We start from the raw sequence: 24101 nt of genomic DNA, 5'->3' as shown, positions 1-24101 counted from the left end.
CCTACTGGCGGGGGGTGACAGTTCCGGTCTCTCAGGCGTCCGGCCCCGCGATGAGCTTTCCGCCCTTCGTCCTCACCGGCACGGACGGCAGCGGGGCGACGGCGGGCCCCTGGAGGACCTTGCCGGTGCGGGCGTCGAAGACGCTGCCGTGGCAGGGGCAGCTGATCTTTCCGTTCTCGACGGCGTCCACGACACAGCCCCGGTGGGTGCAGACCGCGCTGAACGCCGTGTAGTGGTCCTCGCCGGTCCGGGAGACGACCACCCGGTCCTCGCGGTAGATCTTCGTGCCCCCGGCCGGGACGGCGTCGGCCGCGCCGAGGTCGACGGGGGCGGTGGGGGTCGGGGACACCTTCTTGCCCGATCCGCCCGGGGAGCAGGCCGCCGCCCCGAGCCCGGCGGCTCCGGCCAGCGCCGCTCCGCACAGCACGGTTCGACGGGAGGCGGGCTGGCTGGTCATGGGACCTCCACGGGCAGGACGGTACGGAGGGGCTGGCATACGACGATACCGGCACGGATCGGACTGCCCACCGGCGGCCCCGGGGCGACGCCCCGGCCAGACGTAAACGTTTGCGCAAGCGTTTACGCGCGGTCGCCGATGCGATACGTTCCCCCACGTTCCCCCAACACACCACCGAGGAGAGGGACGGGCGGATGGCGACCATGGTCGACGTGGCCCGGCGCGCGGGCGTCTCCGTGGCCACCGTCTCGCATGTGCTCAACGAGACCCGCCGGGTGCGCCCTGACACCCGCCAAGCCGTCCTGGACGCCATCGACGACCTCGGCTACACCCCCAACACCCTCGCCCGCTCCCTGGTAACCGCCCGCACCCGCTCGATCGGGCTGGCCGTCTCGGCGATCAGCAATCCGTACTTCACCGAGATCCTTCAGGGCGTCGAGTCCAGCGCCCTCGAACACGGCTACAGCCTGCTGATCGCCGATCCGCACGACGACCCGGCCCATGAGCGGAAGGTCGTCCAGCTGCTCCATGAGCGGCGGGTGGACGGAGTGATCGTCGCGCCGTCCGCCGAGCCCTCCGCGCTGATCGGCTATCTGACCCGGGCCGGGGTCCCGTGCGTCTTCCTGGACCGGATGGTCGGCGACGGATCCGACCATCCGTACGACCAGGTCGGCGCCGAGAACGCGTTCCATCTGGAACAGCTGGTGCGCCACCTCGCCGAGCTGGGCCACACCCGCGTCGGCCTGGTCGCGGGCCTGCCGGGGCTGAGCACCACCGCCGAACGGATCGCCGGTTACCGCACCGGACTGCACAACAGCGGGCTGCCGTACGACCCCGGCTTGCTGGCGGACGGCCACTCCGAGGCGCACGGCGCGGAGGACGCCACCCGGCGGCTGCTGGCCGCCGCCGAGCCGCCCACCGCGATCGTCACCGCCAACAACGCGATGACGATCGGTGCGCTGCGCGCCCTGCGGGCGGCGGGCCGCACCGTACCGGGCGATCTGGCCCTCGTCTGCTTCGACGACTTCTCGTGGGCCGATGTCTTCTCCCCCGGGCTCACCGCGATCTCCCAGCCCAGCCGGGAGATCGGCAGCACCGCGGTCCGGCTGCTGCTGGACCGCCTGGAGCACCCGGAGCGGCCACCGCGTACGGTGCGGCTGCCCTGCGCCTTCGTCCACCGCACGTCCTGCGGCTGCGCACCGGAACCCGCCCGCGCACCCGCTCGTGAACCCGCCGACCGTCCGCCGCCCCCAGGAAAGGACCCCGTCCCGTGATCGTCGTAGCCGGAGAAGCCCTGATCGATCTCGTGCCCGATCGCGCGGCCCCCGCCGCGACGGGCGACGAGCTGCCCGCGCTGCGTCCGGCGCCCGGCGGCGGCCCCTACAACACCGCGATGGCGCTGGGGCGGCTCGGCGTACCGACCGCGTTCTGCTCACGGGTCTCCACGGACGGCTTCGGCGAGGCGCTGCTGTCCCGGCTGCGGCAGGACGGAGTGGACACCGCGCTGGTGCAGCGCGGCCCGGAGCCCACCACCCTCGCCGTCGCGTCGATCGGCGCCGACGGCTCGGCGGGCTTCGGCTTCTACGTCGAGGGCACCGCTGACCGGCTCTTCGCACTGCCCCCGGCCCTGCCCGAGGGGACCACCGCACTGTCCCTGGGGACCTGTTCGCTGGTGCTGGAGCCGGGCGCGAGCGCGTACGAGGCGCTGCTGCGGCGCGAGGCCGAGCGCGGCGTCTTCACCACGCTCGACCCCAACATCCGCACCGGGCTCATCCCCGACGCGGACGCCTACCGGGCCCGCTTCCGCGGCTGGCTGCCGCACGTCGGGCTGCTCAAGCTGTCGGTCGAGGACGCGCGCTGGCTGGCCGGTTCCGGGGACGCCCCGGCGGAGTCCGACGAGGCCGTCGAGGCGGCGATACGGGAGTGGGCGGCAGCCGGACCGGCGGCCGTGGTCTGCACCGACGGCGGGGACGGGCTGAGCGTGCTGTGCCAGGACGGTGCCCGCTGGGCCGTGCCCGGGGAGCGGGTGGAGATCGTGGACACCATCGGCGCGGGCGACACCGTGAACGCCGCGCTGCTGCACCGGCTGTCGGCGCATGACGCGCTGTCGGCCCCCGCGCTGGCCAAGCTGGGCGAGGCGGCCTGGCGGGACGTCCTGGGCTTCGCCGCCCGGGCCGCCGCGATCACCTGCTCCCGGGCGGGCGCCGAGCCGCCGTACGCCGCCGAGCTGGTGTAGACGCCAAAGCGGTGCGCCGCGCCCGGTCTGGGCGCGGCGCACCGCACGAGGGCTCTGCCGCGGCCTACTTGGCGGTGGTCCGCTTCGAAGCCGCCTTCTTGGTCACGGTCTTCTTCGCCGTGGCCTTGCTCGCCGCGGTCTTCTTGACCGCCGCCTTGGCGGGGGCCTTCTTGGCCGCCGCCTTCTTCGTCGTGCCGCCCATGCGGGCCGCGGGCACCGTCGCGTCGCTCACCCGGTCGCCCAGCATGTCCCGCAGGAACTTGCCGGTGTGGCTGGCCGGGACCGAGGCCACCTCCTCCGGGGTGCCCTCGGCGATGACCAGACCGCCACCGCTGCCGCCCTCCGGGCCCATGTCGACGACCCAGTCCGCCGTCTTGATCACATCGAGGTTGTGCTCGATGACGATCACCGAGTTGCCCTTGTCGACCAGCCCGGACAGCACATTGATCAGCTTGTTGATGTCCTCGAAGTGCAGGCCGGTGGTCGGCTCGTCCAGCACATAGACCGTGCGCCCGGTGGACCGCTTCTGGAGCTCGCTCGCCAGCTTGACCCGCTGCGCCTCACCGCCGGAGAGGGTCGGCGCGGGCTGACCGAGCCGGACGTACCCCAGACCGACCTCGTTGAGGGTGCGCAGATGGCGGGCGATCGTCGGCACCGCCTCGAAGAAGTCCAGCGCCTCCTCGATCGGCATGTCCAGCACCTCGGCGATGGACTTGCCCTTGTAGTGCACCTCCAGGGTCTCCCGGTTGTAGCGCGCGCCGTGGCAGACCTCGCACGGCACATACACATCCGGCAGGAAGTTCATCTCGATCTTGATGGTGCCGTCACCGGAGCAGTTCTCGCAGCGGCCGCCCTTGACGTTGAAGGAGAAGCGCCCGGGCATATAGCCGCGCACCTTCGCCTCCATCGTCTCGGCGAACAGCTTGCGCACGTGGTCGAACACCCCGGTGTAGGTGGCCGGGTTGGACCGCGGCGTGCGGCCGATGGGCGACTGGTCGACATGGACCACCTTGTCGACCAGATCGTCACCGGCGACCCGGGTGTGCCGCCCGGGGACGGTCTTCGCCCCGTTCAGCTCGCGGGCCAGATGGGTGTAGAGGATGTCGTTGACCAGGGTGGACTTCCCGGATCCCGAGACACCGGTGACGGCGGTGAGCACGCCGAGCGGGAAGGACACATCGATGTCCTGGAGGTTGTTCTCCCGGGCGCCGTGCACCGTCAGCCGCCGCTCCGGGTCCATCGGACGCCGTGTCCCCGGCAGCGGGATGGCCTTCTTGCCCGACAGATAGTGGCCGGTCGCCGACTCCTCGTTGACCAGCAGCTCGCTCAGCGGACCGCTGTGCACCACCTTGCCGCCGTGCTCGCCCGCGCCCGGGCCGATGTCCACCACCCAGTCCGAGGTCTTGATGGTGTCCTCGTCGTGCTCCACGACGATCAGCGTGTTGCCGAGGTCGCGCAGCCGCACCAGCGTCTCGATCAGCCGGTGGTTGTCGCGCTGGTGCAGGCCGATCGACGGCTCGTCCAGCACGTACAGCACACCCACCAGGCCGGAGCCGATCTGGGTGGCCAGCCGGATGCGCTGCGCCTCACCGCCGGAGAGCGTGCCCGCCGCCCGGTTGAGCGAGAGATAGTCCAGGCCGACGTCGACCAGGAACCGCAGCCGCTCGTTGACCTCCTTCAGGACCCGCTCGGCGATGGTCTTCTCGCGGTCCGTCAGCTCCATGCTCCGCAGGAACTCGGCGCATTCGCTGATCGACATCGCGGAGACGTCCGCGATGGACCGCTCCTGCACGGTGACCGCGAGGACGATCGGCTTGAGGCGGGTGCCGTCACAGGTGGGGCAGGGCACCTCGCGCATGTAGCCCTCGAACCGCTCCCGGCTGCTGTCGCTCTCCGCCTCCGAGTGGCGCCGCTTGACGAAGGGCACCGCGCCCTCGAACGCCGTGGTGTACGCGCGCTGGCGGCCGTACCGATTGCGGTAGCGGACCTCGATCTGGGTGCGGTGCCCGTTCAGCAGGGCCTTCTTGGCCCGCTGCGGAAGCCCGGCCCAGGGGATGTCCGTACGGAAGCCGAGGGCGTCGGCGAGCGCGCCGACCAGCCGCCCGAAGTAGTCCTTGGTGTGGCCGTGGGACCAGGGGTGGATGGCGCCCTCGTCCAGCGACTTCTCCTCGTCCGGAACGATCAGCTCCGGGTCGACCTCCATCCGGGTGCCGATCCCGGTGCAGTCCGGGCAGGCGCCGAACGGCGAGTTGAAGGAGAAGGAGCGCGGCTCCAGCTCCTCGAAGGACAGGTCGTCATACGGGCAGTAGAGGTGCTCGGAGAACATCCGCTCGCGCTGCGGATCGTCCTCCTCCAGATCCACGAAGTCCAGGATGATCATGCCGCCGGAGAGACCGAGCGCGGTCTCCACCGAGTCGGTCAGCCGCCGCTTGGCGCTGTCCTTGACGGTGAGGCGGTCCACGACCACCTCGATGGTGTGCTTCTCCTGCTTCTTCAGCTTCGGCGGGTCGGACAGCTGGACCGTCGCGCCGTCGACCCGGGCCCGGCTGTACCCCTTGGTCTGGAGGTCGGAGAAGAGGTCGACGAACTCCCCCTTGCGCTCGCGCACCAGCGGGGAGAGCACCTGGAAGCGGCTGCCCTCGGGCAGCTCCAGCACCCGGTCCACGATCGCCTGCGGCGACTGGCGGGCGATCGGCCGGGCGCACTCCGGGCAGTGCGGCTTGCCGATGCGGGCGAACAGCAGCCGGAGGTAGTCGTAGACCTCGGTGATGGTGCCGACGGTCGAGCGCGGGTTGCGGGAGGTCGACTTCTGGTCGATCGACACCGCCGGGGACAGGCCCTCGATGAAGTCCACATCGGGCTTGTCCATCTGGCCCAGGAACTGCCGGGCGTAGGAGGAGAGCGACTCGACGTAGCGGCGCTGCCCCTCGGCGAAGATCGTGTCGAACGCGAGGGACGACTTGCCCGACCCGGACAGTCCGGTGAAGACGATGAGGGAGTCACGCGGGAGGTCGAGCGAGACGTTCTTGAGGTTGTGCTCGCGAGCGCCACGGACGATGAGACGGTCGGCCACGCCGGTCGGCACCTTTCTTGAGGAGAGGTGGGTGCGCCGGGCCCGCTCCCAGGCCCCTTCCCGATGGACAGGACGGAGCGGAGCGAAGCCCCCGACCCAGGGTATGGGGGCGCCACGGCGATGTCTTAAGGATGCAGCACACCGAGCCTATAGCACGCACATTCGATTTGCGGGCCCCGCGTGCCGGGTTCACCCGATCGTGTGGCAGGCGCTACCGGATAAAAGGCACATCACGCCCTCGGTATTCCCCCGCCGCCACCTCGCCACCGGCCCCACGGCGCCCGGCCCTCCAGGACTAGGCTTGAGCCCATGACCTACAGCGGAGTGGTGACGGTCGGCGGACCGGCGGACGTGCACGAACTGCCCGATCTGATGATCTCGAAGGCCGCGGTCGGCCCCATGAACAACAACGCGTATCTGCTGCGTTGCCGGGCCACCGACGAGCAGTTGCTGATCGACGCGGCCGCCGAGCCGCAGACCCTGCTGTCGCTGATCGGCGCGAGCGGCATCGCGTCCGTCGTCACCACCCACCGCCACCAGGACCACTGGAACGCGCTGCGCGAGGTGGTGGACGCCACCGGCGCCCGCACCCTGGCGGGCCGGTACGACGCCGAGGGCATCCCGGTTCCCACCGATGTGCCGGTCGAGGACGGCGACACGGTGCGGGTCGGCCGGGTCGAGCTGACCGCGCGCCATCTGGTGGGCCACACCCCGGGCAGCATCGCCCTGGTCTACGACGACCCGCACGGCCATCCGCACGTGTTCACCGGCGACTGCCTCTTCCCGGGCGGCGTCGGCAACACCTGGAAGGACCCCGAGGCGTTCGAGAGCCTGCTCCACGACGTCGAGACCAAGCTCTTCGACCGGCTCCCCGACGAGACCTGGGTCTACCCCGGCCACGGCGACGACACCACCCTCGGCGCCGAGCGCCCGCACCTCGCCGAATGGCGCGAGCGCGGCTGGTAACGGCCCCGGTCACGGACACACGTAACGGCCGACCGTCCGACAGGCGGACGGTCGGCCGTCATGGACCGGTGGACGGGCGTCAGACGTCGGCGCTGTCCTTGTCCCGGGACCGGCCCTCGCCGGCCTCCGCCTCCGCCAGGGCCTGCTTCTTCGAGGCATAGAGGCTGGTGATCGTGGTGACCACGAGCACCGCGCAGATCACGCCCAGCGACACCGGTATGGAGATCTGCGGGACGTGCACCCCGGACTCATGGAGCGCGTGCAGCACCAGCTTGACGCCGATGAAGCCGAGGATGATCGACAGCCCGTACGACAGGTGGACCAGCTTCTTGAGCAGCCCGCCGATCAGGAAGTACAGCTGACGCAGACCCATCAGCGCGAAGGCGTTGGCGGTGAACACGATGTACGGGTCCTGGGTCAGGCCGAAGATCGCGGGGATGGAGTCCAGCGCGAAGAGGACGTCGGTGGTGCCTATCGCCAGCATGACGATCAGCATCGGCGTCATCAGCCGCTTGCCGTTCTCCATGATGAACAGCTTGGTGCCGTGGTACTGGTCGGTGGACGGCACGCGCTTCTCGACCGCCTTGAGCAGCCGGTTCTCCTCGAACTCCTCTTCCTCCTCATCCGAGCGCGCCTCCTGGATGAGCTTCCAGGCGGTCCAGATGAGGAAGGCACCGAAGATGTAGAAGACCCAGGCGAAGGTCGAGATGATCGCGGCGCCCGCCGCGATGAAGACCGCGCGCAGCACGAGGGCGATCAGCACGCCCACCATCAGCACCCGCTGCTGGTAGATCGTCGGCACCGAGAACTTCGCCATGATCAGGACGAAGACGAAGAGGTTGTCGACGCTCAGCGACTTCTCGGTGATGAAGCCCGCGAAGAACTCGCCCGAGGGCTGGCCGCCCGCGAAGACCAGCAGCCCGAGCCCGAAGAGCCCGGCGAGGACGATCCAGACGGTCGTCCAGATTCCGGCCTCCTTGAGGGAGACCTCATGCGGTTTGCGGCCGCCGATGAAGAAGTCGACGGCGATCAGAGCGCAGAGGCCGACAATCGTCAGCCCCCACATGGCCACGGAAACGTCCACGGATCCTCCGGCATTCGTACGGCAATTTCAGCGTCGTCGCTGCCGGAGGTCTCTTCCGCCCGGGCTCGCGCCACGGACCGATGCCCCGGGAACGCGCCCGACCCGACTCAAGGTGCACGGGCGCGATCCGTGGTGACGGGAACACCGCTAAGGAGTACTCCCCTCCGCGTAAAGAAGAGTACAGGAAGCCCCATGAAAGAGTAAAGAGAAAGCCAAATACCCTGCTCAGTGGGGGTGTTGACGGTAAACGATCTTCCGGGTCAGCGCCCGTACGCCTCCCGGGCCCGCGCCACCTGCTCCAGCACCTGCTGGAGCACCTGGCTCCCGGCCGGGACCAGGGACGGCTCGTACGTCCAGGCGTGGCCGACCCAGGGGTCCGCGAGGTGATCGTCGGCGACCGGGGTGATCCGCAGCAGCGACCGCCACAGCGGGTCCAGCACGGGCCCGTACGCCTGCGCGTCCTCACGGTCGGCGACCATCATCAGATGCACCCCGGCCGAGGGCCCCTCGTCCGCGAGATAGCGCAGCTGGGTGACGGCCCGGTCGTCGAAGCCGTGCGGGAAGTCGTGGACGATCAGCAGCTGCTGGGCGAGGTCCAGATCGGGCGGCAGCGCGTCGGTGGCCCCGCTGCGGACCGCCATCTGCACCAGGTCGACGCGCCGGGTCAGCGCGGCCAGCACCGAGGACACCCCCGCTGCCCCGGCCGCCGGCGGCTGGGGCAGCGCACCGGTCGACAGCAGCGGGGCCAGTGACGCCGCGGCCGAGCCCGCCGGGTCGATCACATGCACCGAGAACTCGTCCACCGGGTACACCGCAAGCAGCCGCGCCGCGTGCGCCACCGCCGTCTCGGCGGCCAGCCTGCGCAGCTCGGCGGAGTCCAGCAGGGCGCCGCGGGCCGAGCCGGTGCGCCCCGCGTCGATCCACAGACCGCGCTCCAGCGGCAGCCGCACCAGCATGGGGATGCGCAGCCCCGTGCGCTCCGGAAGGTGCAGGTCGCCCAGGCGCAGCGCCATCGGGATCTCCATCGGCACCTGATAGCCGTGCCAGACCGGGCTGTCCCAGCGGGCGTACGCGGGCGGCAGCGCGGGCTCGACGACCTCGGCCTCGGCGGTCAGCTGGGCCAGATCGCGGTCGAGGGCGGTGCGGGCCTGCTCGACCAGACCGGCCTGCTTGGCGCGGGCCCGCGCGCGGGCCTCGTCGGCCGCCGGGCCGACCCGGGTGCGCGGATCGGAGAGCACCTTGTCCAGCTCCTGCTCCATCCGGGATTCGGCGAAGTCGACGGCGCTGCGGTAGGCCGCGGTGGTGCGGGCCAGGTCCTCGAACATGCCCCAGACCTGGTTGTAGAGCCGCTCGTCCATACTCCAGCCGGAGGCGTCACCGGCGACGGGCTGCGCGGGCTGTCCGGGCGGGGCGGGCGGCGCGGTGGGCGGGGGCGTGGGCGGCGCGGCGGTGCGGCGCCCGGGGTGCTGGTAGTCGATCGGCCCGCCAGGGGCCGTGGCGCCCGGCTGGTTCTGGGGCGGGGGCCCGCCCGTGGTCCCGGCCTGGGGCTGATGCTGCGGCTGGGCCGGGGCGGGGACGTCCGGTGCGGCTCCGGTGCCCGCCGTGGCCGTACGCACCCGGCCCTCGCCCTCAGCGGCACGCGGCGGGGGCTGGGCCACCGAGCGGGCCATGCCGCGCGCCACCGCGTCGTTGATCTCGGCCGCAAGCTCGGCGGCCTGGGGCAGTCCCTGGTCCCGCAGCATCTCGGCCAGCCCGCCCGCGTACCCCTGGCCCACGGCGCGCACCTTCCAGGCGCCCTGCCTGCGGTACAGCTCAAGGGCGACCACCGCGGACTCCGCGTCCAGGTCGGTGATGGTGTAACCGGCCACCTCGGTGCCGTCGAGGCCGGTGACGGCGACGAAGGGCGCGGGCATGGCGCCGAACCGGGTGGGGCCGCCGGACCCGCTCACCAGGGCGAGCAGCACATGCACCCGGTGGACGCCGTCGGGCAGCGCGTCGAGGTCGACGGCGAGCCGATGGGCGGCCGCCGCCTGTTTGGGCACTTCGATGCCGGGCAGCTGGGGCGAGGCCGGGTGCGCGACCCGTTCGACGCCCTGCACCGTGCCCTGTTCATCGCCGAGTGTCACCCCGGCCACGATCGGATTGCCCGCCGAGATCCGGATCTCCAAACGGGTCTGGGGCAGCGGGTGGTTCTGCCCCCGGACCAGCTCGGCCGTCATCGTGCGTCCCCTCGTTGTGTTCCGTTGTGTGCGTGGTGGTGCGTGGTGAGGCGGGTGTCCGCTGTCCGCGCGGTCGGCGCCGCGGTGGTGTGCGGCCGGTGCCGTACGAGCGCGTCGGCCCGGCGGGCAGACGCACCACCGGGCCGACGGGGACAACCGCTCCGCTTACAGGTGCGGCACGATGTGCGGCATCAGGTCCTGGAAGGTACGGCCGTTGGCGGGCTCGCCGACGGCCTTCATCTGCCAGGCGCCGCCCGCACGCTGCACGATGGCCATGATCTGCGCGGTGTACTGGCCACCACCGGTGAGGGTGTAGCGGGCCAGCTCCTGGCCGTTGGTCTCGTCGACCAGCCGGCAGAACGCGTTCTGCACCTCGGCGAAGGTCTGGCCGGTGAAGGAGTTCACCGTGAAGACGATCTGGTCGATGTGCACCGGCACCCGCTGGAGGTCGACCAGGACCGCCTCGTCGTCGCCGCCCTGACCGGCGCCGCCGACCAGGTTGTCGCCGGTGTGGCGCACCGAGCCGTCGTCGCTCACCAGGTGGCGGAAGAACACCACGTCGGTCGGCTGCTTGTCGGCGAAGAGCACCGCCGACGCGTCGAGGTCGATCTCACGGGTACGGGAACCGAACAGTCCGCGGCGGGGCGCGGCCTGCCAGCCCAGTCCCATCCGCACCGCGGTCAGGGTGCCCCCGTCGGCCTTCTGCAGGCTGATGGCCTGTCCCTTGGACATGTTGACCGTCACGCGCTGTCCCTACTCTCGTCTCTCGGTTTCCCCGTGGCCGCCCGGGCGCGGCCGCAGCCGCGCCGTGTGCACGGCCCTCCCGAAAACCCTATGCACGGCCACCGGGACTCCGGCCAGGCGAGCGGGCTTTTGTGTCGGTCTTGCAACACAGCGGGACCACGGCGGAACCCCGGCGCAACCAGGGCGGACCCCTGGGACACCCCAACCGCCCCAGGGGTCAGGACAGCCCGGCCTCCCTCATCTGCCGCAGCTCCTTCTTCAGTTCCCCGACCTCGTCCCGCAGCCGGGCCGCGACCTCGAACTGGAGCTCCGCCGCGGCGGCCTTCATCCGGTCGGTCATGTCCTCGATCAGCTGGGCCAGTTCGGCGGCCGGACGGTCGGTCAGTGTGCCCTCCCCGGCCCCCTTCCCGGCCTTGCCGCCCGCCTTCTGCGACCCCAGGGCGGGCACCGGAGCCTTCGCCTGCCCCTTGCCCGCTCCCTTGCCCTGCTCCGACGGCTTGCGGTAGCCGGTCTCCAGCAGCTCCTTGGTGTCGATCTCCTCGCGCGCGAGGGTCGCCACGATGTCGCCGATCTTCTTGCGGAGGGGCTGCGGGTCGATCCCGTTCTTCTCGTTGAACGCGATCTGCTTCTCCCGGCGGCGGTTGGTCTCGTCGATGGCCTTCTCCATCGCCGGTGTGACCTTGTCGGCGTACATGTGCACCTGGCCCGAGACGTTACGGGCGGCACGGCCGATGGTCTGGATCAGCGAGGTGCCGGAGCGCAGGAAGCCCTCCTTGTCCGCGTCGAGGATCGCGACCAGCGAGACCTCCGGCAGGTCGAGGCCCTCCCGCAGGAGGTTGATGCCGACCAGCACGTCGAACTCGCCCGCGCGCAGCTCGCGCAGCAGCTCCACCCGGCGCAGGGTGTCCACGTCGCTGTGCAGATAGCGCACCTGGATGCCCAGTTCGAGCATGTAGTCCGTCAGGTCCTCGGCCATCTTCTTGGTGAGGGTGGTGACGAGGACCCGCTCGTCCTTCTCGGTGCGGGTGCGGATCTCATGGATCAGATCGTCGATCTGCCCGTCGGTGGGCTTGACCACGACCTCCGGGTCGACCAGGCCGGTCGGCCGGATGATCTGCTCCACGAAGCCGTCGCCGCGGGACATCTCGTACGCGCCGGGGGTCGCGGAGAGATACACGGTCTGGCCGACCCGCCCCAGGAACTCCTCCCACTTCAGCGGGCGGTTGTCGAGCGCGGAGGGCAGCCGGAAGCCGTGCTCGATCAGCGTGCGCTTCCGGGACGCGTCACCCTCGTACATCGCGCCGATCTGCGGCACCGTGACATGCGACTCGTCGATGACCAGGAGAAAATCGTCCGGGAAGTAGTCGAGCAGGGTGTGCGGCGGGGAGCCGGACTCGCGGCCGTCGATGTGCAGCGAGTAGTTCTCGATGCCGGAGCAGGTGCCGATCTGCCGCATCATCTCGATGTCGTACGTGGTGCGCATCCGCAGCCGCTGGGCCTCCAGCAGCTTGCCCTGCTTCTCCATCCGGGCCAGGGTCTCCTCCAGCTCGGACTCGATCCCGGCGATGGCCTTCTCCATGCGCTCGGGGCCCGCCACATAGTGGCTGGCAGGGAACACATACAGCTCCTGGTCGTCGGTGATCACCTCGCCGGTGAGCGGATGGAGCGTCGACAACGCCTCGATCTCGTCGCCGAACATCTCGATCCGGACGGCCAGCTCCTCGTAGACCGGGAAGATCTCGATGGTGTCGCCGCGGACCCGGAAGGTGCCCCGGGTGAACGCCATGTCGTTGCGGGCGTACTGGATGTCCACAAAGCGGCGCAGCAGCTGGTCGCGGTCGATCTCCTCGCCGACCTTGAGCGGCACCATGCGGTCCACGTACTCCTGCGGGGTGCCCAGGCCGTAGATGCAGGAGACGGAGGCCACCACGACCACGTCGCGCCGGGTGAGCAGCGAATTCGTCGCGGAGTGGCGCAGCCGCTCGACCTCCTCGTTGATCGAGGAGTCCTTCTCGATGTAGGTGTCCGACTGCGGTACGTACGCCTCGGGCTGGTAGTAGTCGTAGTACGAGACGAAGTACTCGACCGCGTTGTTCGGCAGCAGCTCACGGAACTCGTTGGCGAGCTGGGCCGCCAGCGTCTTGTTGGGCGCCATGACGAGCGTGGGCCGCTGAAGCTTCTCGATCATCCACGCGGTGGTCGCGGACTTGCCGGTGCCGGTCGCGCCGAGCAGCACGACGTCCTTCTCACCGCCGCGGATGCGCCGCTCCAGGTCGGCGATGGCCGTGGGCTGGTCGCCGCTGGGCTGGTACGGGCTGACGACCTCGAAGGGCGCCACCTTGCGTTCGATCTGAGTCACGGGCCGCATGAGACCCACCGTACGACTCGCCACTGACAACGGCCGGACGGCCGCTCCCCGGGCGCTCCCCTGGCGCTCCCCGGGCCTGCGCGCGCCCCGGACCGGGAGGGGTACGGGATGGATCAATGTACGGCTTTTCTATGACTGTCCTCCGTACGGCGCGTCTGGGACGCTTCGGCCGTCCGTGAGCCAGACTCATCAGACTCAGACGACGCGAGGAGTCCGTATGCAGATCCGCCCCGCCGCGTTATCCGGCGCTCTCCTGGGTGTCTCCGCGCTCTTCCTCCCCCTCCCCACGGCGGCGCAGGCCGCCTCCGGCACGTCGCACGGCGACCCCGTCACGGTGGCGCACCGGGGCGCCTCCGCCTACGCTCCCGAGAACACCCTGGCCGCCGTCGACGCCGCCGACGACCTGGGCTTCGACTGGGTGGAGAACGATGTGCAGCGCACCCGGGACGGCGAGCTGATCGTCATGCACGACACCACGCTGGCCCGGACCACCGACGTCGAGCAGGTCTTCCCGGACCGCGCCCCCTGGAACATCTCCGACTTCACCCTGGACGAGATCGAGAAACTCGACGCCGGGAGCTGGTTCGGGACAAAGTTCGCGGGCGAGCCGGTGCCGACCCTGGAGGAGTACCTGGACCGGGTTTCGGACAACCACCAGAAGCTGCTCATGGAGATCAAGGCGCCGGAGCTGTACCCGGGCATCGAGCGGCAGGCCCTGCGCGAGCTGCGCCGGGAGGGCTGGCTGGACCGCAAGCACCTCAAGCGGCTGATCGTGCAGAGCTTCAGCGCCGACTCGGTCCAGACGGTCCACAAGCTGCGACGGGACGTCAAGACCGGCTTCCTGGGCACCCCGCCCGTCGCCGATCTGCCGCGGTACGCGGAGTTCGCCGACCAGATCAACCCGAGCTACACGACGATCGACGCCGCGTACGTGAAGGAGATCCACGCGGTGCGCGGCACGCACGGCCGTCCGCTGGAGGTCTACACCTGGACGGTGAACGACGGCCCGAACGCGGTCAAGGTCGCGGGGATGGGGGTGGACGGGATCATCACCAACAAGCCCGATGTGGTGCGGGACGCGCTGGACGACGCCCACTGAGGGAGGCCGGACGGCGCTGACGGCGGCTGACGGCGGGGTGTTGTCGGACCCCCCGCCTACGCTGAAGGTGTGACGAACGAGCAGCGGCAGTCCGAGCAGCGGGAGACCCACGAGTGGTCCTGGGCGGTGTCCGACACGCCCATCGGTCCCCTGCTGCTCGCGGCCACCGGCCAGGGGCTGGTCCATGTGGTGTTCCACGCCGACAGCGGGACGGCGGCCGGGGCCGTCGACCGGCTCACCCGGCGCCTCGGTACCGGGCCCGCGCCCGAGCCCGGTGCGCGGCTCACCGATGCGATAGGGCAGGTGGAGAGCTACTTCGCCGGGAAGACCCGCGCGTTCACCCTGCCGCTCGACTGGTCCCTGTCCACCGGCTTCAACCGCCGGGTGCTGCGCGAGCTGGCCGACCACGTTCCGTACGGCACGGTCGTCGGCTACCAGGACCTCGCGCGCCGGGTCGGCGAGCCGGACGCCGCCCGCGCGGTCGGGGTGGCCATGGGCAGCAATCCGCTGCCGGTGGTGGTTCCCTGCCATCGCGTCGTGGAGAGCGACGGCGGCATAGGCGGCTTCGGCGGCGGGCTGGAGACCAAGCGGACCCTGCTGGCCCTGGAAGGGGTACTTCCGCAACCGCTTTTCTGACCGGGCCCCTTCTCCCCCGCCCATCTCTCCCCGCCCCTCCGGGTTGGAAGATATTTTGCCGGGGAAATGCGTCGCCATCTTGTCATGGCCACCTTCCACCCTTACCTTAGGAGCGCTCGCGGGCCCCACCTCGGCGAGAATGCAACGCACGCACATTCCGGTACGCGGTAAAGCTCTTTCGTTCTTCCGCTCGCCCGCTCTTCTCGCCTTCCCGCTCTTCTCTCTTCGCGCTCTTCCCTCTTCCCGCTCGCGTGCTTTCCCCGCTCATGCCCGAAAGACGAACGCGTTCCTTCACGGCTCAACCACGTCCCCGATGATCGAATTGGAGAGCCATGTCCGGTGTTCTGCTCGCCGGCGGCGCGGCCGCGGCATTATTCGCCTCTGCCTTTACCGCCCAAGGTGTTTCCTCGGCCCCCGATGTACCGCCGGAAAAGATCCAGATGAGCGTCAAGACCGTGAACGGCTCGGGCTGCCCGAAAGGGACCGCCGCGGTGGCCGTGGCCAGCGACAACACGGCGTTCACCGTGACCTACAGCGACTATCTCGCTCAGGTCGGCCCCACCTCGGACCCCACCGACATCCGTAAGAACTGCCAGCTCAACCTGGGTGTTCACGTGCCGCAGGGGTTCACCTACGCCATCGCCCAGGTCGACTACCGCGGCTACGGCTCGCTGCAAAAGGGCGCGAAGGGCACCGAGAAGGCGAGTTACTACTTCCAGGGATCGTCGGACACGGCATCGCGCACCCATGACTTCAGCGGTCCGTACAACGACAACTGGCAGACCACCGACGCCACGGAATACAGCGCTCTCGTATGGGCGCCGTGCGGCCAGGACCGCAACTTCAACATCAACACCGAACTGCGGGTAAGCGCGGGCACCTCCGCCGCGGGCACCACCAGCTTCATGGCCATGGACTCGACGGACGGCGGCGCCAACACCATTTACCACCTGGCCTGGAAGGAATGCCCGTAGCCCTTCCAGCGGGGCGGGCCCCACCAGCAGCGCGGGGAAATCCACCATCGAATGGAGAATCATGCCCGGTGTTCTCTACGCAGGCGGCGTGGTCGCGGCGTTATTCGCGTCGACGCTCACTTCCCAGGCATACGCGCAACCCCCGTTCGACACCGTGCCACCCGACAAGATCGTGATCACCGTCGCGACCGTCAACGGATCGGGCTGTCCGGCGGGAACGGCGGCGGTGGCGGTCTCTCCCGACAACACCGCGTTCACGGTGACGTACAGCGACTACCTGGCCCAGGTGGGCAAGGGGGCCAAGCCGACCGACTTCAGGAAGAACTGTCAGCTGAGTCTGGTCACGCATGTGCCCCAGGGCTTCTCCTACGCCATCGCCAGCGTCGACTACCGGGGCTACGCCCACCTGGAAAAGGGCGCGTCCGCCACCGAGAAAGCGAGCTACTACTTCCAGGGCCAGTCGCAGACGACGTCGAACACGCATGACTTCGCCGGCGCCTACGACGAGAACTGGCAGGTCCGCGACACGGCCGACATCGCCACCGTGGTCTGGTCCCCCTGCGGTGAGCTGCGGAACTTCAACATCAACACCGAGCTGCGGGTCAACGCCGGATCGTCGAACACCAGGGACACGACGAGCTTCATGACCATGGACTCGACGGACGGCGACGTGAGCACCACGTACCACTTCGCCTGGAAGGAATGCCCGCAGAAGAAGTAGCGCGCGGGCACGGGCGGACGGCCCACCGGAGGGCCCCAGGACCGGTCCCCAGGCGGTCCTACGGCTCCGGGCGGTGCCACGCCGGATGCCGGGGATCGTCCGCCCGCACCACCACGTCCGCGCTCTCGACGGGCCGCACCTCGTCCTCGTACCGCGCGAAGGCGGGCAGCGTCCAGCGCTCGTCCTCCTCGGTACGGCGGCCGAGCGCGGCGGACGTCAGCCACAGATGCACCGACAGGTCGAACGGGAACCAGTGCCCGAGCAGCAGCGCGCCGTGCAGCAGCAGCACCCCTCCCGGCGGCAGTTCGGCGTAGGGGCTGCGGGTGGCCCGGTCGGTCGCCGGGTCCCACAGGTCGGGCAGCACCCGCCCGGTGCCGCCAGGGCCCGGCTCCAGCGGAGCGAAGACCTCTCGCCACAGGGCTCCGGTGTCCAGCCAGCGGTCGTAGTACGCGTCGGCGTCCCGCTTCCCGTACTCGTAGCGCAGCGACGCGGGCCGCAGGAAGCCCGCCGCCGCGACGACGAGCACCGGGCGCCCGCGTATCCGCAGCGCCTCCGCCAGGTCCCGGGCCAGCTCCCCGGGGCGCGCCGCGGGCGCGCCGTCGACCGCCACCCTGATCCAGGGGCCGCCGTCCGCCGCCGTCATCCCGGCGATGCGGTCGGCGGTCGCGTCGGTGAGCCGTTCCCAGGTGATCGCTTCCAGCCGCACGCCCCCATGATGCCGTGCCCCTCCCGGCGCGCTGCGGGTACGCTCCCCACAGACATCACATCAGCGGATCATCAGAGGTACCGCCCATGACATCCCAGATAGCGCTGCTGCGCGGCATCAACGTGGGCGGCAACAAGACGTTCCCGGTGGCGCGGCAGCGCGCGCTGATGGCCGAGCTGGGGTACGAGGACGTCACCGTCCATCTCCAGACCGGCAACATCGTCTTCGCCGACCCCGGCACCCCGCCCGGCCGCACGGCCCGCGCCCTCGAGGACGCCTTCGCCGCCGACCTGGGCTTCTCCGTACCCGTGATGGTGCGGACCCGCGACGAGCTGGCCGCCGCCGTCGACGCCAACCCGTACCCCGCCGCCGTGGCCGAGCCCAAGACCCTGCACATGGTCTTCCTGTCGGACGTGCCCACCGACACCTCGGCGCTGGACGCGCTGGACCCGGCCGCGTACGCGCCGGACGAGTTCCGGCTCATCGGGCGCGAGATCTACCTCCACGCCCCGAACGGGGTCGGCCGCTCCAAGCTGGCCGCGAAGCTCGGCAGCCCCCGGCTCGGGGTGACGGCCACCGCCCGCAACTGGAACACGGTCACCAAGCTGCTGGCGCTGGCCGACGCCTGACCGCCCACCACCGCTTCCGGGTTCAGCGCCAGCCGTACCGCTGCCGCAGCCGCATCACGACCAGGTCGAAGCGCGGCCGGTCCAGCGCGCACGCCTCGCGCCGCATGCCGTCCGGATGCACCCGCAGGACGCGGTCCACGTCGACCCAGGAGTCGCGCCCGGCCCGGTCCCACGGCCCGGAGCCGATCGCCACCCACTCGTGGTCGCCGTCATGCCGCTTGCTCGACAGCTGTACGGCCAGCAGCGTGCCGCCGCGCTCGCGCGCGACGACGAGCACCGGGCGGTCCTTGCCGCGGCCGTCGTTCTCCTCGTACGGAACCCACGTCCAGACGATCTCGCCCGGGTCGGGATCCCCGTCCGGATCCGGTGCGTACTCGGTGCGTACCCGCCCGACCTGGCGCGGCTCGGCTTCGACGGTGGCGGTGGGTCCGGCGCTGCCGGGCAGCGCCTCGTCGTCTTCGGTCCCCTTGAATGGCCTGATCACGCCCCACACGTTAGCCCGTCCGAGGTGGCCGGGCGGCGGCGCGGTACCCGTCGCGGACGCAGCGGGAAGGGACAAGCATGTGCCTGTTGTCCTCGACCCGGTGGCGGACCTCGTCAAGCGCCGCAACGCCCCCATCGTCGTCCAGACCCTGCGTTCCGCGGCGGCCGCGACCATCTCCTACGTCGTCGCCCTCAAACTGAGCACCGAACCGGCCCCGCTGACCGCCCCGCTCACCGCGCTCCTCGTGGTGCAGGTGACCCTCTTCGCGACCCTCACCACCGGCATCCGCCGGGTGAACGCCGTGGTGGTGGGCGTCCTGCTCGCCATCGGCTTCTCCATCCTGGTCGGGCTGACCTGGTGGAGCCTGGGTCTGATCATTCTTGCCTCGCTGACGGCCGGTCACTTCGCACGAGTGAGCGAATTCGTTCCCGAGGTGGCCATCAGCGCCATGCTCGTGCTCGGCGTGAGCCAGGTGACCACCACCGCCTGGGACCGGGTGCTGGAAACCCTGATCGGGGCCGTCGTCGGACTGGGCTTCAACTTCCTGTTCGCGCCGCCCGTCTGGGTCCGCACCGCCGGGGAGTCCATCGTGGACCTCTCCCGCCGGATGCGTCAGCTCCTGCTCCACATGGGCGAGGAGCTGGGCAGCCACACCCCGGTCGAACGCGCCGCCGCCCGCCTCCACGAGGCCCGCCGCCTCGACCACGACATCTCCCAGGTCGACGCCGCCCTCCGGCAGGCCGAGGACAGCGTCCGCCTCAACCCCCGGGTCAAGGAGGGCCTGCTGCACCGGGTCGTGCTGCGCACCGGCCTGGACACCCTGGAGATCTGCACGGTCGTCCTGCGCGTCCTCACCCGCACCCTCACCGACCTCGCCAAGAAGCGGACGGACGAACCCCTCTTCCCCCCGGACGTGGCCGACGCCCTGGAACACCTCTTCCGCCACACCGCCGCCGCCGTCGAAAGCTTCGCCGTCCTGGTCACCAGCCCGATCAGCGCCAACGCCGAGGAGGCCGAATCCCACCTGGCCACCGAGCTGTCCCGGGCCCACACCAGCCGCGACCAGGCCGCCCACCTCCTCCTCCGCCGCGTCCAGCGCCACCCGGGCCAGTGGCAGCTCCAGGGCGCCCTGCTCGCCGAGGTCGACCGCATCCTCGCCGAACTGGACATGGAGCAGCGCTCCCGCCGCCTCATGGAGGAACTCGACCGCAGCACCCGCGAAAAGCGCGACCGCTTCCCCGCCCTCCACAAACTCCGCCGCCGCCTGCGCGGCGGGCGCCGGGACGGCGGCGGCTCCGTGTGACCTGCGCCGCCCGGGCCGCCGACGACAGGTCTACGCGACCTGCTGCCGGAACCACTCCAGAGCTTCTTGGAATCGCTCCAGCCCGGGCCCGGCCAACGTCCCGACGGGAAAGCTCGGCCGTCTGCGGTGAAGCTCGCCGTCAGCGACGCTGAGGTCCACTCCAGGGATCGCGTTCATACGCGTCAGCAGATCCTTGAGAAGGAGCGGCCGGGTGAAGGGCTCCCTGCGACTGAGGTATTCGAACACCACCTCCACCGTGCCCGACCGGGGATAGATCGCGATCGGCCAGATCGATCCCCTGGGACCATGGCCCTTCCTCAGCACGGGCGAACAGCTCGTTTCGGCCGCGAAGCCGTATCCGAGCCGGCCTCCTGTCGCCTCCCACTTCTCCAGCAGTGTCAGCACCCCGTCGGCGACGGACGGCTGATGCTCCTGGAGCAGGGCACGGAAGTTGGCCGGACGGTCCTCGATCGGCGCTCGGTCACCGGCCGCCGTCTCCTCGTGGTCGGCCGGCGGCTCCATACCCGCCAGTTCGGCCAGCGCGGCAAGCCACATGCGCTGCTCGGGGTCGGCGGTCACCTCGCGGAAGCGGACCCCCTCGCGCTCCAGTGCCTCCCGTTGCGACTCGGCGCGGCCGTCGGGCCAGGCGAAGTCCGGCGACGGCGCCCCCGAAGACATGAGCACACGATGGGCGTTGGGGACGCCTCGATGGGCGCCCATGTACGTCCCGAGCGGACGTGGGTGAAGGCCGATGACCGCGGCCAGGTCGCCGTACGTGGTCCACGAGCCGGACGGAAGCCCGGCAAGGATCTGCCGCAGAACGATCCACTCGGTCCGCTCGTCGGTCTCGGTGACCTCCACTGCCAGCGGGGCGGGCCAGAGCTGTACCGCTCGGTCGGCCAGACGCTCGGCACGTGCGAGGATCTCCGCCTTCCCCCAACGCTCGGTGGCAGCGATCTCGCGGTTCATGCGCAGGGCGCTCTCGTTGAGGATCTGCTGCTTGCGCTCGTACGGGTGGTTCGACAGCCGGGTGTTCTCCCCGGTCAGGGTGAGATTGCCGAGGGTGTGCACGAGGGTCTCGTGCAGTTCCTCCGGCTTGCTCCCGTCGTCGGCATCTTCGGCGAGAACGCTGAGCCATTCATCGGTCGGCGTCTGCGGCATGATGTGTTCGACCGTGGCCCAGGCGCGGGAGAAGTCCAGCGGCTCGGGCCCGGCGTAGCTCTCCTCGAACCGACGCAGAACGTAGGCGCGTTGCGGGTGCTTGCCGTGCCAGTAGAACGGCTGCGTACGGACCGCTTCGCGGAGTTGCGCGTCACTGGGCCAGTAGCGTCGGGGGCCGGACAGATACCGGTGGACCGCTTCCGGGAGCGGCCTGTCCCGCTCCAGCTCGGAGGGGGCGGCGGACAGCACCCGGTTGAGGTTGTTCGTCCGTACGTAGGCGATCATGCGACGGACGAGGAAGCTCTCGAGGTAGTACAGCGCCTGGACCGCCTGTTCCGCCGTGGCGGATCCCCGGTCGAGGTGGTCGAGGATGTGCAGGGCGAGCGGATAGTGCACCTCTCCGCCCCACTGCTCCAAGCGGATCAACGCCTCCCGCACCTCTGGGTGCGGCTCTCGGCGGGGTTCGACGAGGCGGAGGAGAACGCTTCCGAGTTGACGCAGCCTGGCGATGTCCTCGCGCAGCCCCTCTTCGCCTCCGGAAGCCGCGATCGCCGCCAGCCTGCGCTGCTGGCCCTGATACACCTCACTGACCTTGGCCCGCGTGTGTCCGTGCAGTACGAGATCGAGCCAGGCCAGCGTGACCAGGCGATCGGGCCCGAGTTCGGTCTGCATCGGGAGCCAGAGCTTTTCGTACACCTGCTCGCCGAGGCGGGGCAGCTGCATGAAGAGGTAGTTGCGCAGCAGGTCGGCCTGGGTGAGAGGGACGCCCGTGTTGTTCAGTGACTCGAAGATCCGGTAGACGTTGTCGCGTGGACCGGCCGTAATGGTCACGAGTGAGAGGCGGCGGCGGAGGGCTTGGTCGATGTGGCGTACCGCATCCCATTCACCTCGCGGGTCGAGCTCGGTGAGGGACGCGCGGAAGTAGCTGTAGGCCCGGCCGACGCTGTCCTCGCCGCCGGCGGAGGGCAGCCCGTCGACACATGCGAGAAAAGAGGGACGGTCGGCCTGCGTCGGCAGGAGCCGGTAGGCGTCGAGTCCCGTGTAGTCCTCTTCGTTGATGAGGTAGCGCCGATGGATCAGATCCGCCTTCGAGGAGTCGAAGGCGCGGACGTGATCGCGCAGCGCGCAGGCGAGGAGCATCAGCGTCGTCAGACGCTGCTGTCCGTCGATGACGACCCAACGCTGCACGGTGTCGGGGAGCGGAGGCCGGGGAGCGAGGACCACCGAGCCGAGGAAATGCCGGACCGGGTCGTCACCGTCCCTACCGTCAGCACCGCCGGACGGTTCTGCCAGCGCAGCCGCCTGCTCGACGAGATCGGTCCACAGCCGCTCGTGATCGTCACGCTTCCAGCTGTATGTGCGCTGGTAGAGCGGGATCTGAAACTGATTGTCCCCTTGGATCAGCTTCTCGAATGTCGTCTCTCTCGCTTCCATACCGCGAAGCAGCCCTCCCCGTCGTGCACGCGACAGACACGCCCCTCCCCGCCATCAAAACGATGACGGGGAGGAAACCGGTCAGTGCTTTTCGCTCTTCCACTTGTGGAAGTGGCCAAGGAGGTAAGCGGCGGAAAACTCCACCGCCAGCCCCTCGACGTGCTCGAGCACGAACTGGCAGACGTCACGGAAGAACATTGGGTTCACTCCCCGCAAGACACAGGAACCGCCATCGCGTTCAGCGGGCCCCGGCTCTGTCCACGCGGGGCCTCGGAGAGGTTGCGGGAACTGGCGCGGGTCGTGCCTTACGCCGCAGGCGGGCCTGATTGCGAGATGTCGCACCGCATATTCAGCCGCGTCATCGACCTTACGGTGTGGTCATTACGGTCCGCAAGCACTTCCGCACCGGGCGCATCACCCGTTCGCGGTCGGTCACGGCCCGCGCCGATCCCACAAGCCGCGCATGTGCTCGCGCGCGTCATCGGGAGCTGGGTCGCGTTCGAAGCTCCCGGTTCCAGACCGGTAGATGACGTCAACGCCGTAGGCGTGCAGCAGGGCTCGCTCCTTGGGTGCGAGGGGCTCCGGGAACAGCGCCGAAAGTCGATCGACCATGTCGGGGGCGAAGCGCGCATAGTCCAGGAGTTGGGCCAGCGCTTCGCGGACGTGGCCACGCTCCACTCGGGACTTCGCCTCGATGAGCTCACGCCCCTCGGGGCCGTCCAGATAGATGTCGCAGATGCCCGCCGCGCTGGCGAAACGATTCGGCTTCACCTCAGGAAGCGTGGCGCAGAACTCGCCGACCAGCGCCGCCTCATCCCGGTTGAAGAGCACCTGCCGGGCGGCCCGCTCGACCATCGTGGACCGCGTGTGCTGTTGCTCCACGGGCATCACACGAGCCGAGACGGACGGGGTCTCAGCTCCTGCCTCCTCGAGGGCTGTCCGGGTGGTGATGAGGAGGCCGTCTATCCCCGCCCGCGCCTCATCGCCGGAGAACACCATCTGCCCTGGGTATTTGAAGCTGGGCTTGTACCCGAGGAGGGCGTTCAACGTCTCGTAGGGAACGTCTGTCAGCGCGAACTGACGCAGGCTGTAGACCGTGTGCCAGCTCTCGCCGCCGGGCTCGGGAGGCCACATAGTGTCGGCGAAGGAGCTGTTCTGGAAGATCGCGCCGACCTCACCGACCGCCAGTACCTGATTCTTTCCCGTGAACAAGACGACGTCCCCTGTCGCGACGTCCGCCATCTTCCGGTCGTGGCTCGCCCTGGCGCCCCAGAAGCGGGCATGGCCGTCGGGGTGCAGCAAGGTCAGGCGGTGCAACTCACCGTCTGTCAGCTTGTCCGCGTGCCTGGGCTCGGTGAAGGGCACCGTGTGGTCCAGAGTGTCCCTCCAGTGTCGGCGCGACTCGGCTTTTCCGAACGCCGGCGACACCAGTAGACGGGCGCCGGGAGACGGGTGTGCTGCCTCGTTGGCCTGTGGCCCCTCGACATGAAATCCGAGGCCCGTCAACACGGGAACGACGGTGGCCGCGCCTCCGGAGAACTCACCGGAGCCCAAGGCACGACCGCTGACATGCCGGTGGGCCACTCCGACGATGGCTTTGGAGTCGTAGCGACGGCCGTTGTGCACGAGCAGATAGCTCCGGGCCCGCTGATACCCGTAACGCGCGAGGAAGGCCTCCCCGCCCAGGTCGTCGTATTCCTCCAGCGTCTTCAGTACGCCATCACGAGTAATGTCCCCGATCCCCATAAGCCGATCATATGAGTAACCGTCAGCATGCTCGCAATGCTGTGGGCACATCACCGTGGAA

19 protein-coding genes are annotated in these 24101 nt (G+C 69.9%); 9 read left to right on the top strand and 10 right to left on the bottom strand.

The window, feature by feature from the left end; all coding sequences use genetic code 11:
- Positions 1 to 31: 31 nt before the first annotated feature.
- Positions 32 to 457, bottom strand: coding sequence for a Rieske (2Fe-2S) protein (locus tag ACH4TL_RS30345; protein WP_398322970.1), 426 nt, complete (start codon positions 455 to 457; stop codon positions 32 to 34).
- Between the two features lie 194 nt (positions 458 to 651).
- Here ACH4TL_RS30345 and ACH4TL_RS30340 point away from each other — a divergent pair, with 194 nt between their 5' ends.
- Together ACH4TL_RS30340 and ACH4TL_RS30335 are read left to right on the top strand one after the other, a co-directional pair.
- Complete coding sequence (locus ACH4TL_RS30340; protein WP_398322968.1) at positions 652 to 1731, top strand: LacI family DNA-binding transcriptional regulator; 1080 nt, start codon at positions 652 to 654, stop codon at positions 1729 to 1731.
- Positions 1728 to 2693, top strand: a complete 966-nt coding sequence (locus tag ACH4TL_RS30335; RefSeq protein WP_398322966.1) for a carbohydrate kinase — start codon at positions 1728 to 1730, stop codon at positions 2691 to 2693. Before ACH4TL_RS30340 ends, ACH4TL_RS30335 begins: the two co-directional genes overlap by 4 nt.
- A gap of 64 nt (positions 2694 to 2757) precedes the next feature.
- On the opposite strand, the gene uvrA is transcribed toward ACH4TL_RS30335, so the two are convergent.
- A complete protein-coding gene (gene uvrA / locus ACH4TL_RS30330) occupies positions 2758 to 5766 on the bottom strand; it encodes an excinuclease ABC subunit UvrA (protein WP_398322964.1) in 3009 nt (1002 codons plus the stop codon).
- A gap of 309 nt (positions 5767 to 6075) precedes the next feature.
- Here uvrA and ACH4TL_RS30325 point away from each other — a divergent pair, with 309 nt between their 5' ends.
- A complete protein-coding gene (locus ACH4TL_RS30325; RefSeq protein WP_398322962.1) occupies positions 6076 to 6732 on the top strand; it encodes an MBL fold metallo-hydrolase in 657 nt (218 codons plus the stop codon).
- 79 nt (positions 6733 to 6811) lie between these two features.
- Here ACH4TL_RS30325 and ACH4TL_RS30320 read toward each other — a convergent pair whose 3' ends face one another.
- The 4 genes from ACH4TL_RS30320 to uvrB all read right to left on the bottom strand — a co-directional run bounded on the left by ACH4TL_RS30320 (position 6812) and on the right by uvrB (position 13147).
- Entirely contained in the window at positions 6812 to 7816 is a 1005-nt protein-coding gene (locus tag ACH4TL_RS30320; RefSeq protein ID WP_398322960.1) for a TerC family protein, read from the bottom strand.
- Positions 7817 to 8076: 260 nt separating this feature from the next.
- Positions 8077 to 10035 carry a TerD family protein gene (locus ACH4TL_RS30315; protein WP_398322958.1) on the bottom strand — a complete coding sequence of 653 codons (1959 nt, stop codon included), beginning with the start codon at positions 10033 to 10035 and terminating at the stop codon, positions 8077 to 8079.
- A gap of 165 nt (positions 10036 to 10200) precedes the next feature.
- On the bottom strand, positions 10201 to 10779 hold the full coding sequence (locus ACH4TL_RS30310; RefSeq protein ID WP_398322956.1) for a TerD family protein: 579 nt from the start codon (positions 10777 to 10779) through the stop codon (positions 10201 to 10203).
- 217 nt (positions 10780 to 10996) lie between these two features.
- The gene (uvrB, locus tag ACH4TL_RS30305; RefSeq protein ID WP_398322954.1) at positions 10997 to 13147 is read right to left on the bottom strand and encodes an excinuclease ABC subunit UvrB; all 2151 of its coding nucleotides are present in this window, start codon (positions 13145 to 13147) and stop codon (positions 10997 to 10999) included.
- A 217-nt stretch (positions 13148 to 13364) separates the two neighbouring features.
- Here uvrB and ACH4TL_RS30300 point away from each other — a divergent pair, with 217 nt between their 5' ends.
- The 4 genes from ACH4TL_RS30300 to ACH4TL_RS30285 all read left to right on the top strand — a co-directional run bounded on the left by ACH4TL_RS30300 (position 13365) and on the right by ACH4TL_RS30285 (position 16577).
- The gene (locus ACH4TL_RS30300; protein ID WP_398322952.1) at positions 13365 to 14246 is read left to right on the top strand and encodes a glycerophosphodiester phosphodiesterase; all 882 of its coding nucleotides are present in this window, start codon (positions 13365 to 13367) and stop codon (positions 14244 to 14246) included.
- Positions 14247 to 14315: 69 nt separating this feature from the next.
- Positions 14316 to 14882 (top strand): methylated-DNA--[protein]-cysteine S-methyltransferase, encoded by a 567-nt coding sequence (locus ACH4TL_RS30295; protein WP_398322950.1) that lies wholly within the window; start codon positions 14316 to 14318, stop codon positions 14880 to 14882.
- Positions 14883 to 15214: 332 nt separating this feature from the next.
- On the top strand, positions 15215 to 15856 hold the full coding sequence (locus tag ACH4TL_RS30290; RefSeq protein WP_398322948.1) for a DUF4360 domain-containing protein: 642 nt from the start codon (positions 15215 to 15217) through the stop codon (positions 15854 to 15856).
- A 61-nt stretch (positions 15857 to 15917) separates the two neighbouring features.
- On the top strand, positions 15918 to 16577 hold the full coding sequence (locus tag ACH4TL_RS30285; RefSeq protein WP_398322946.1) for a DUF4360 domain-containing protein: 660 nt from the start codon (positions 15918 to 15920) through the stop codon (positions 16575 to 16577).
- A 58-nt stretch (positions 16578 to 16635) separates the two neighbouring features.
- On the opposite strand, the gene ACH4TL_RS30280 is transcribed toward ACH4TL_RS30285, so the two are convergent.
- Positions 16636 to 17283, bottom strand: a complete 648-nt coding sequence (locus ACH4TL_RS30280) for a uridine kinase (RefSeq protein ID WP_398322944.1) — start codon at positions 17281 to 17283, stop codon at positions 16636 to 16638.
- Between the two features lie 86 nt (positions 17284 to 17369).
- Here ACH4TL_RS30280 and ACH4TL_RS30275 point away from each other — a divergent pair, with 86 nt between their 5' ends.
- Positions 17370 to 17912 carry a DUF1697 domain-containing protein gene (locus tag ACH4TL_RS30275; RefSeq protein WP_398322942.1) on the top strand — a complete coding sequence of 181 codons (543 nt, stop codon included), beginning with the start codon at positions 17370 to 17372 and terminating at the stop codon, positions 17910 to 17912.
- Between the two features lie 22 nt (positions 17913 to 17934).
- On the opposite strand, the gene ACH4TL_RS30270 is transcribed toward ACH4TL_RS30275, so the two are convergent.
- Positions 17935 to 18396 carry a type II toxin-antitoxin system PemK/MazF family toxin gene (locus tag ACH4TL_RS30270; protein WP_398322940.1) on the bottom strand — a complete coding sequence of 154 codons (462 nt, stop codon included), beginning with the start codon at positions 18394 to 18396 and terminating at the stop codon, positions 17935 to 17937.
- Positions 18397 to 18475: 79 nt separating this feature from the next.
- Here ACH4TL_RS30270 and ACH4TL_RS30265 point away from each other — a divergent pair, with 79 nt between their 5' ends.
- Entirely contained in the window at positions 18476 to 19699 is a 1224-nt protein-coding gene (locus ACH4TL_RS30265) for an aromatic acid exporter family protein (protein WP_398322938.1), read from the top strand.
- 30 nt (positions 19700 to 19729) lie between these two features.
- Here ACH4TL_RS30265 and ACH4TL_RS30260 read toward each other — a convergent pair whose 3' ends face one another.
- Together ACH4TL_RS30260 and ACH4TL_RS30255 are read right to left on the bottom strand one after the other, a co-directional pair.
- Positions 19730 to 22294: a DUF262 domain-containing protein gene (locus ACH4TL_RS30260; protein ID WP_398322936.1), complete on the bottom strand. Its 2565-nt coding sequence runs from the start codon at positions 22292 to 22294 to the stop codon at positions 19730 to 19732.
- Positions 22295 to 22726: 432 nt separating this feature from the next.
- Positions 22727 to 24040, bottom strand: coding sequence for a hypothetical protein (locus ACH4TL_RS30255; protein ID WP_398322934.1), 1314 nt, complete (start codon positions 24038 to 24040; stop codon positions 22727 to 22729).
- Positions 24041 to 24101: the final 61 nt, after the last annotated feature.

The organism is Streptomyces sp. NPDC021115 (genome assembly GCF_044333065.1).
In the GTDB taxonomy this organism is placed as follows: Bacteria; Actinomycetota; Actinomycetes; order Streptomycetales; family Streptomycetaceae; genus Streptomyces.
The sequence above is the reverse complement of the archived record's forward strand: the minus strand, read 5'-3'. Positions and strand labels throughout refer to the sequence as shown.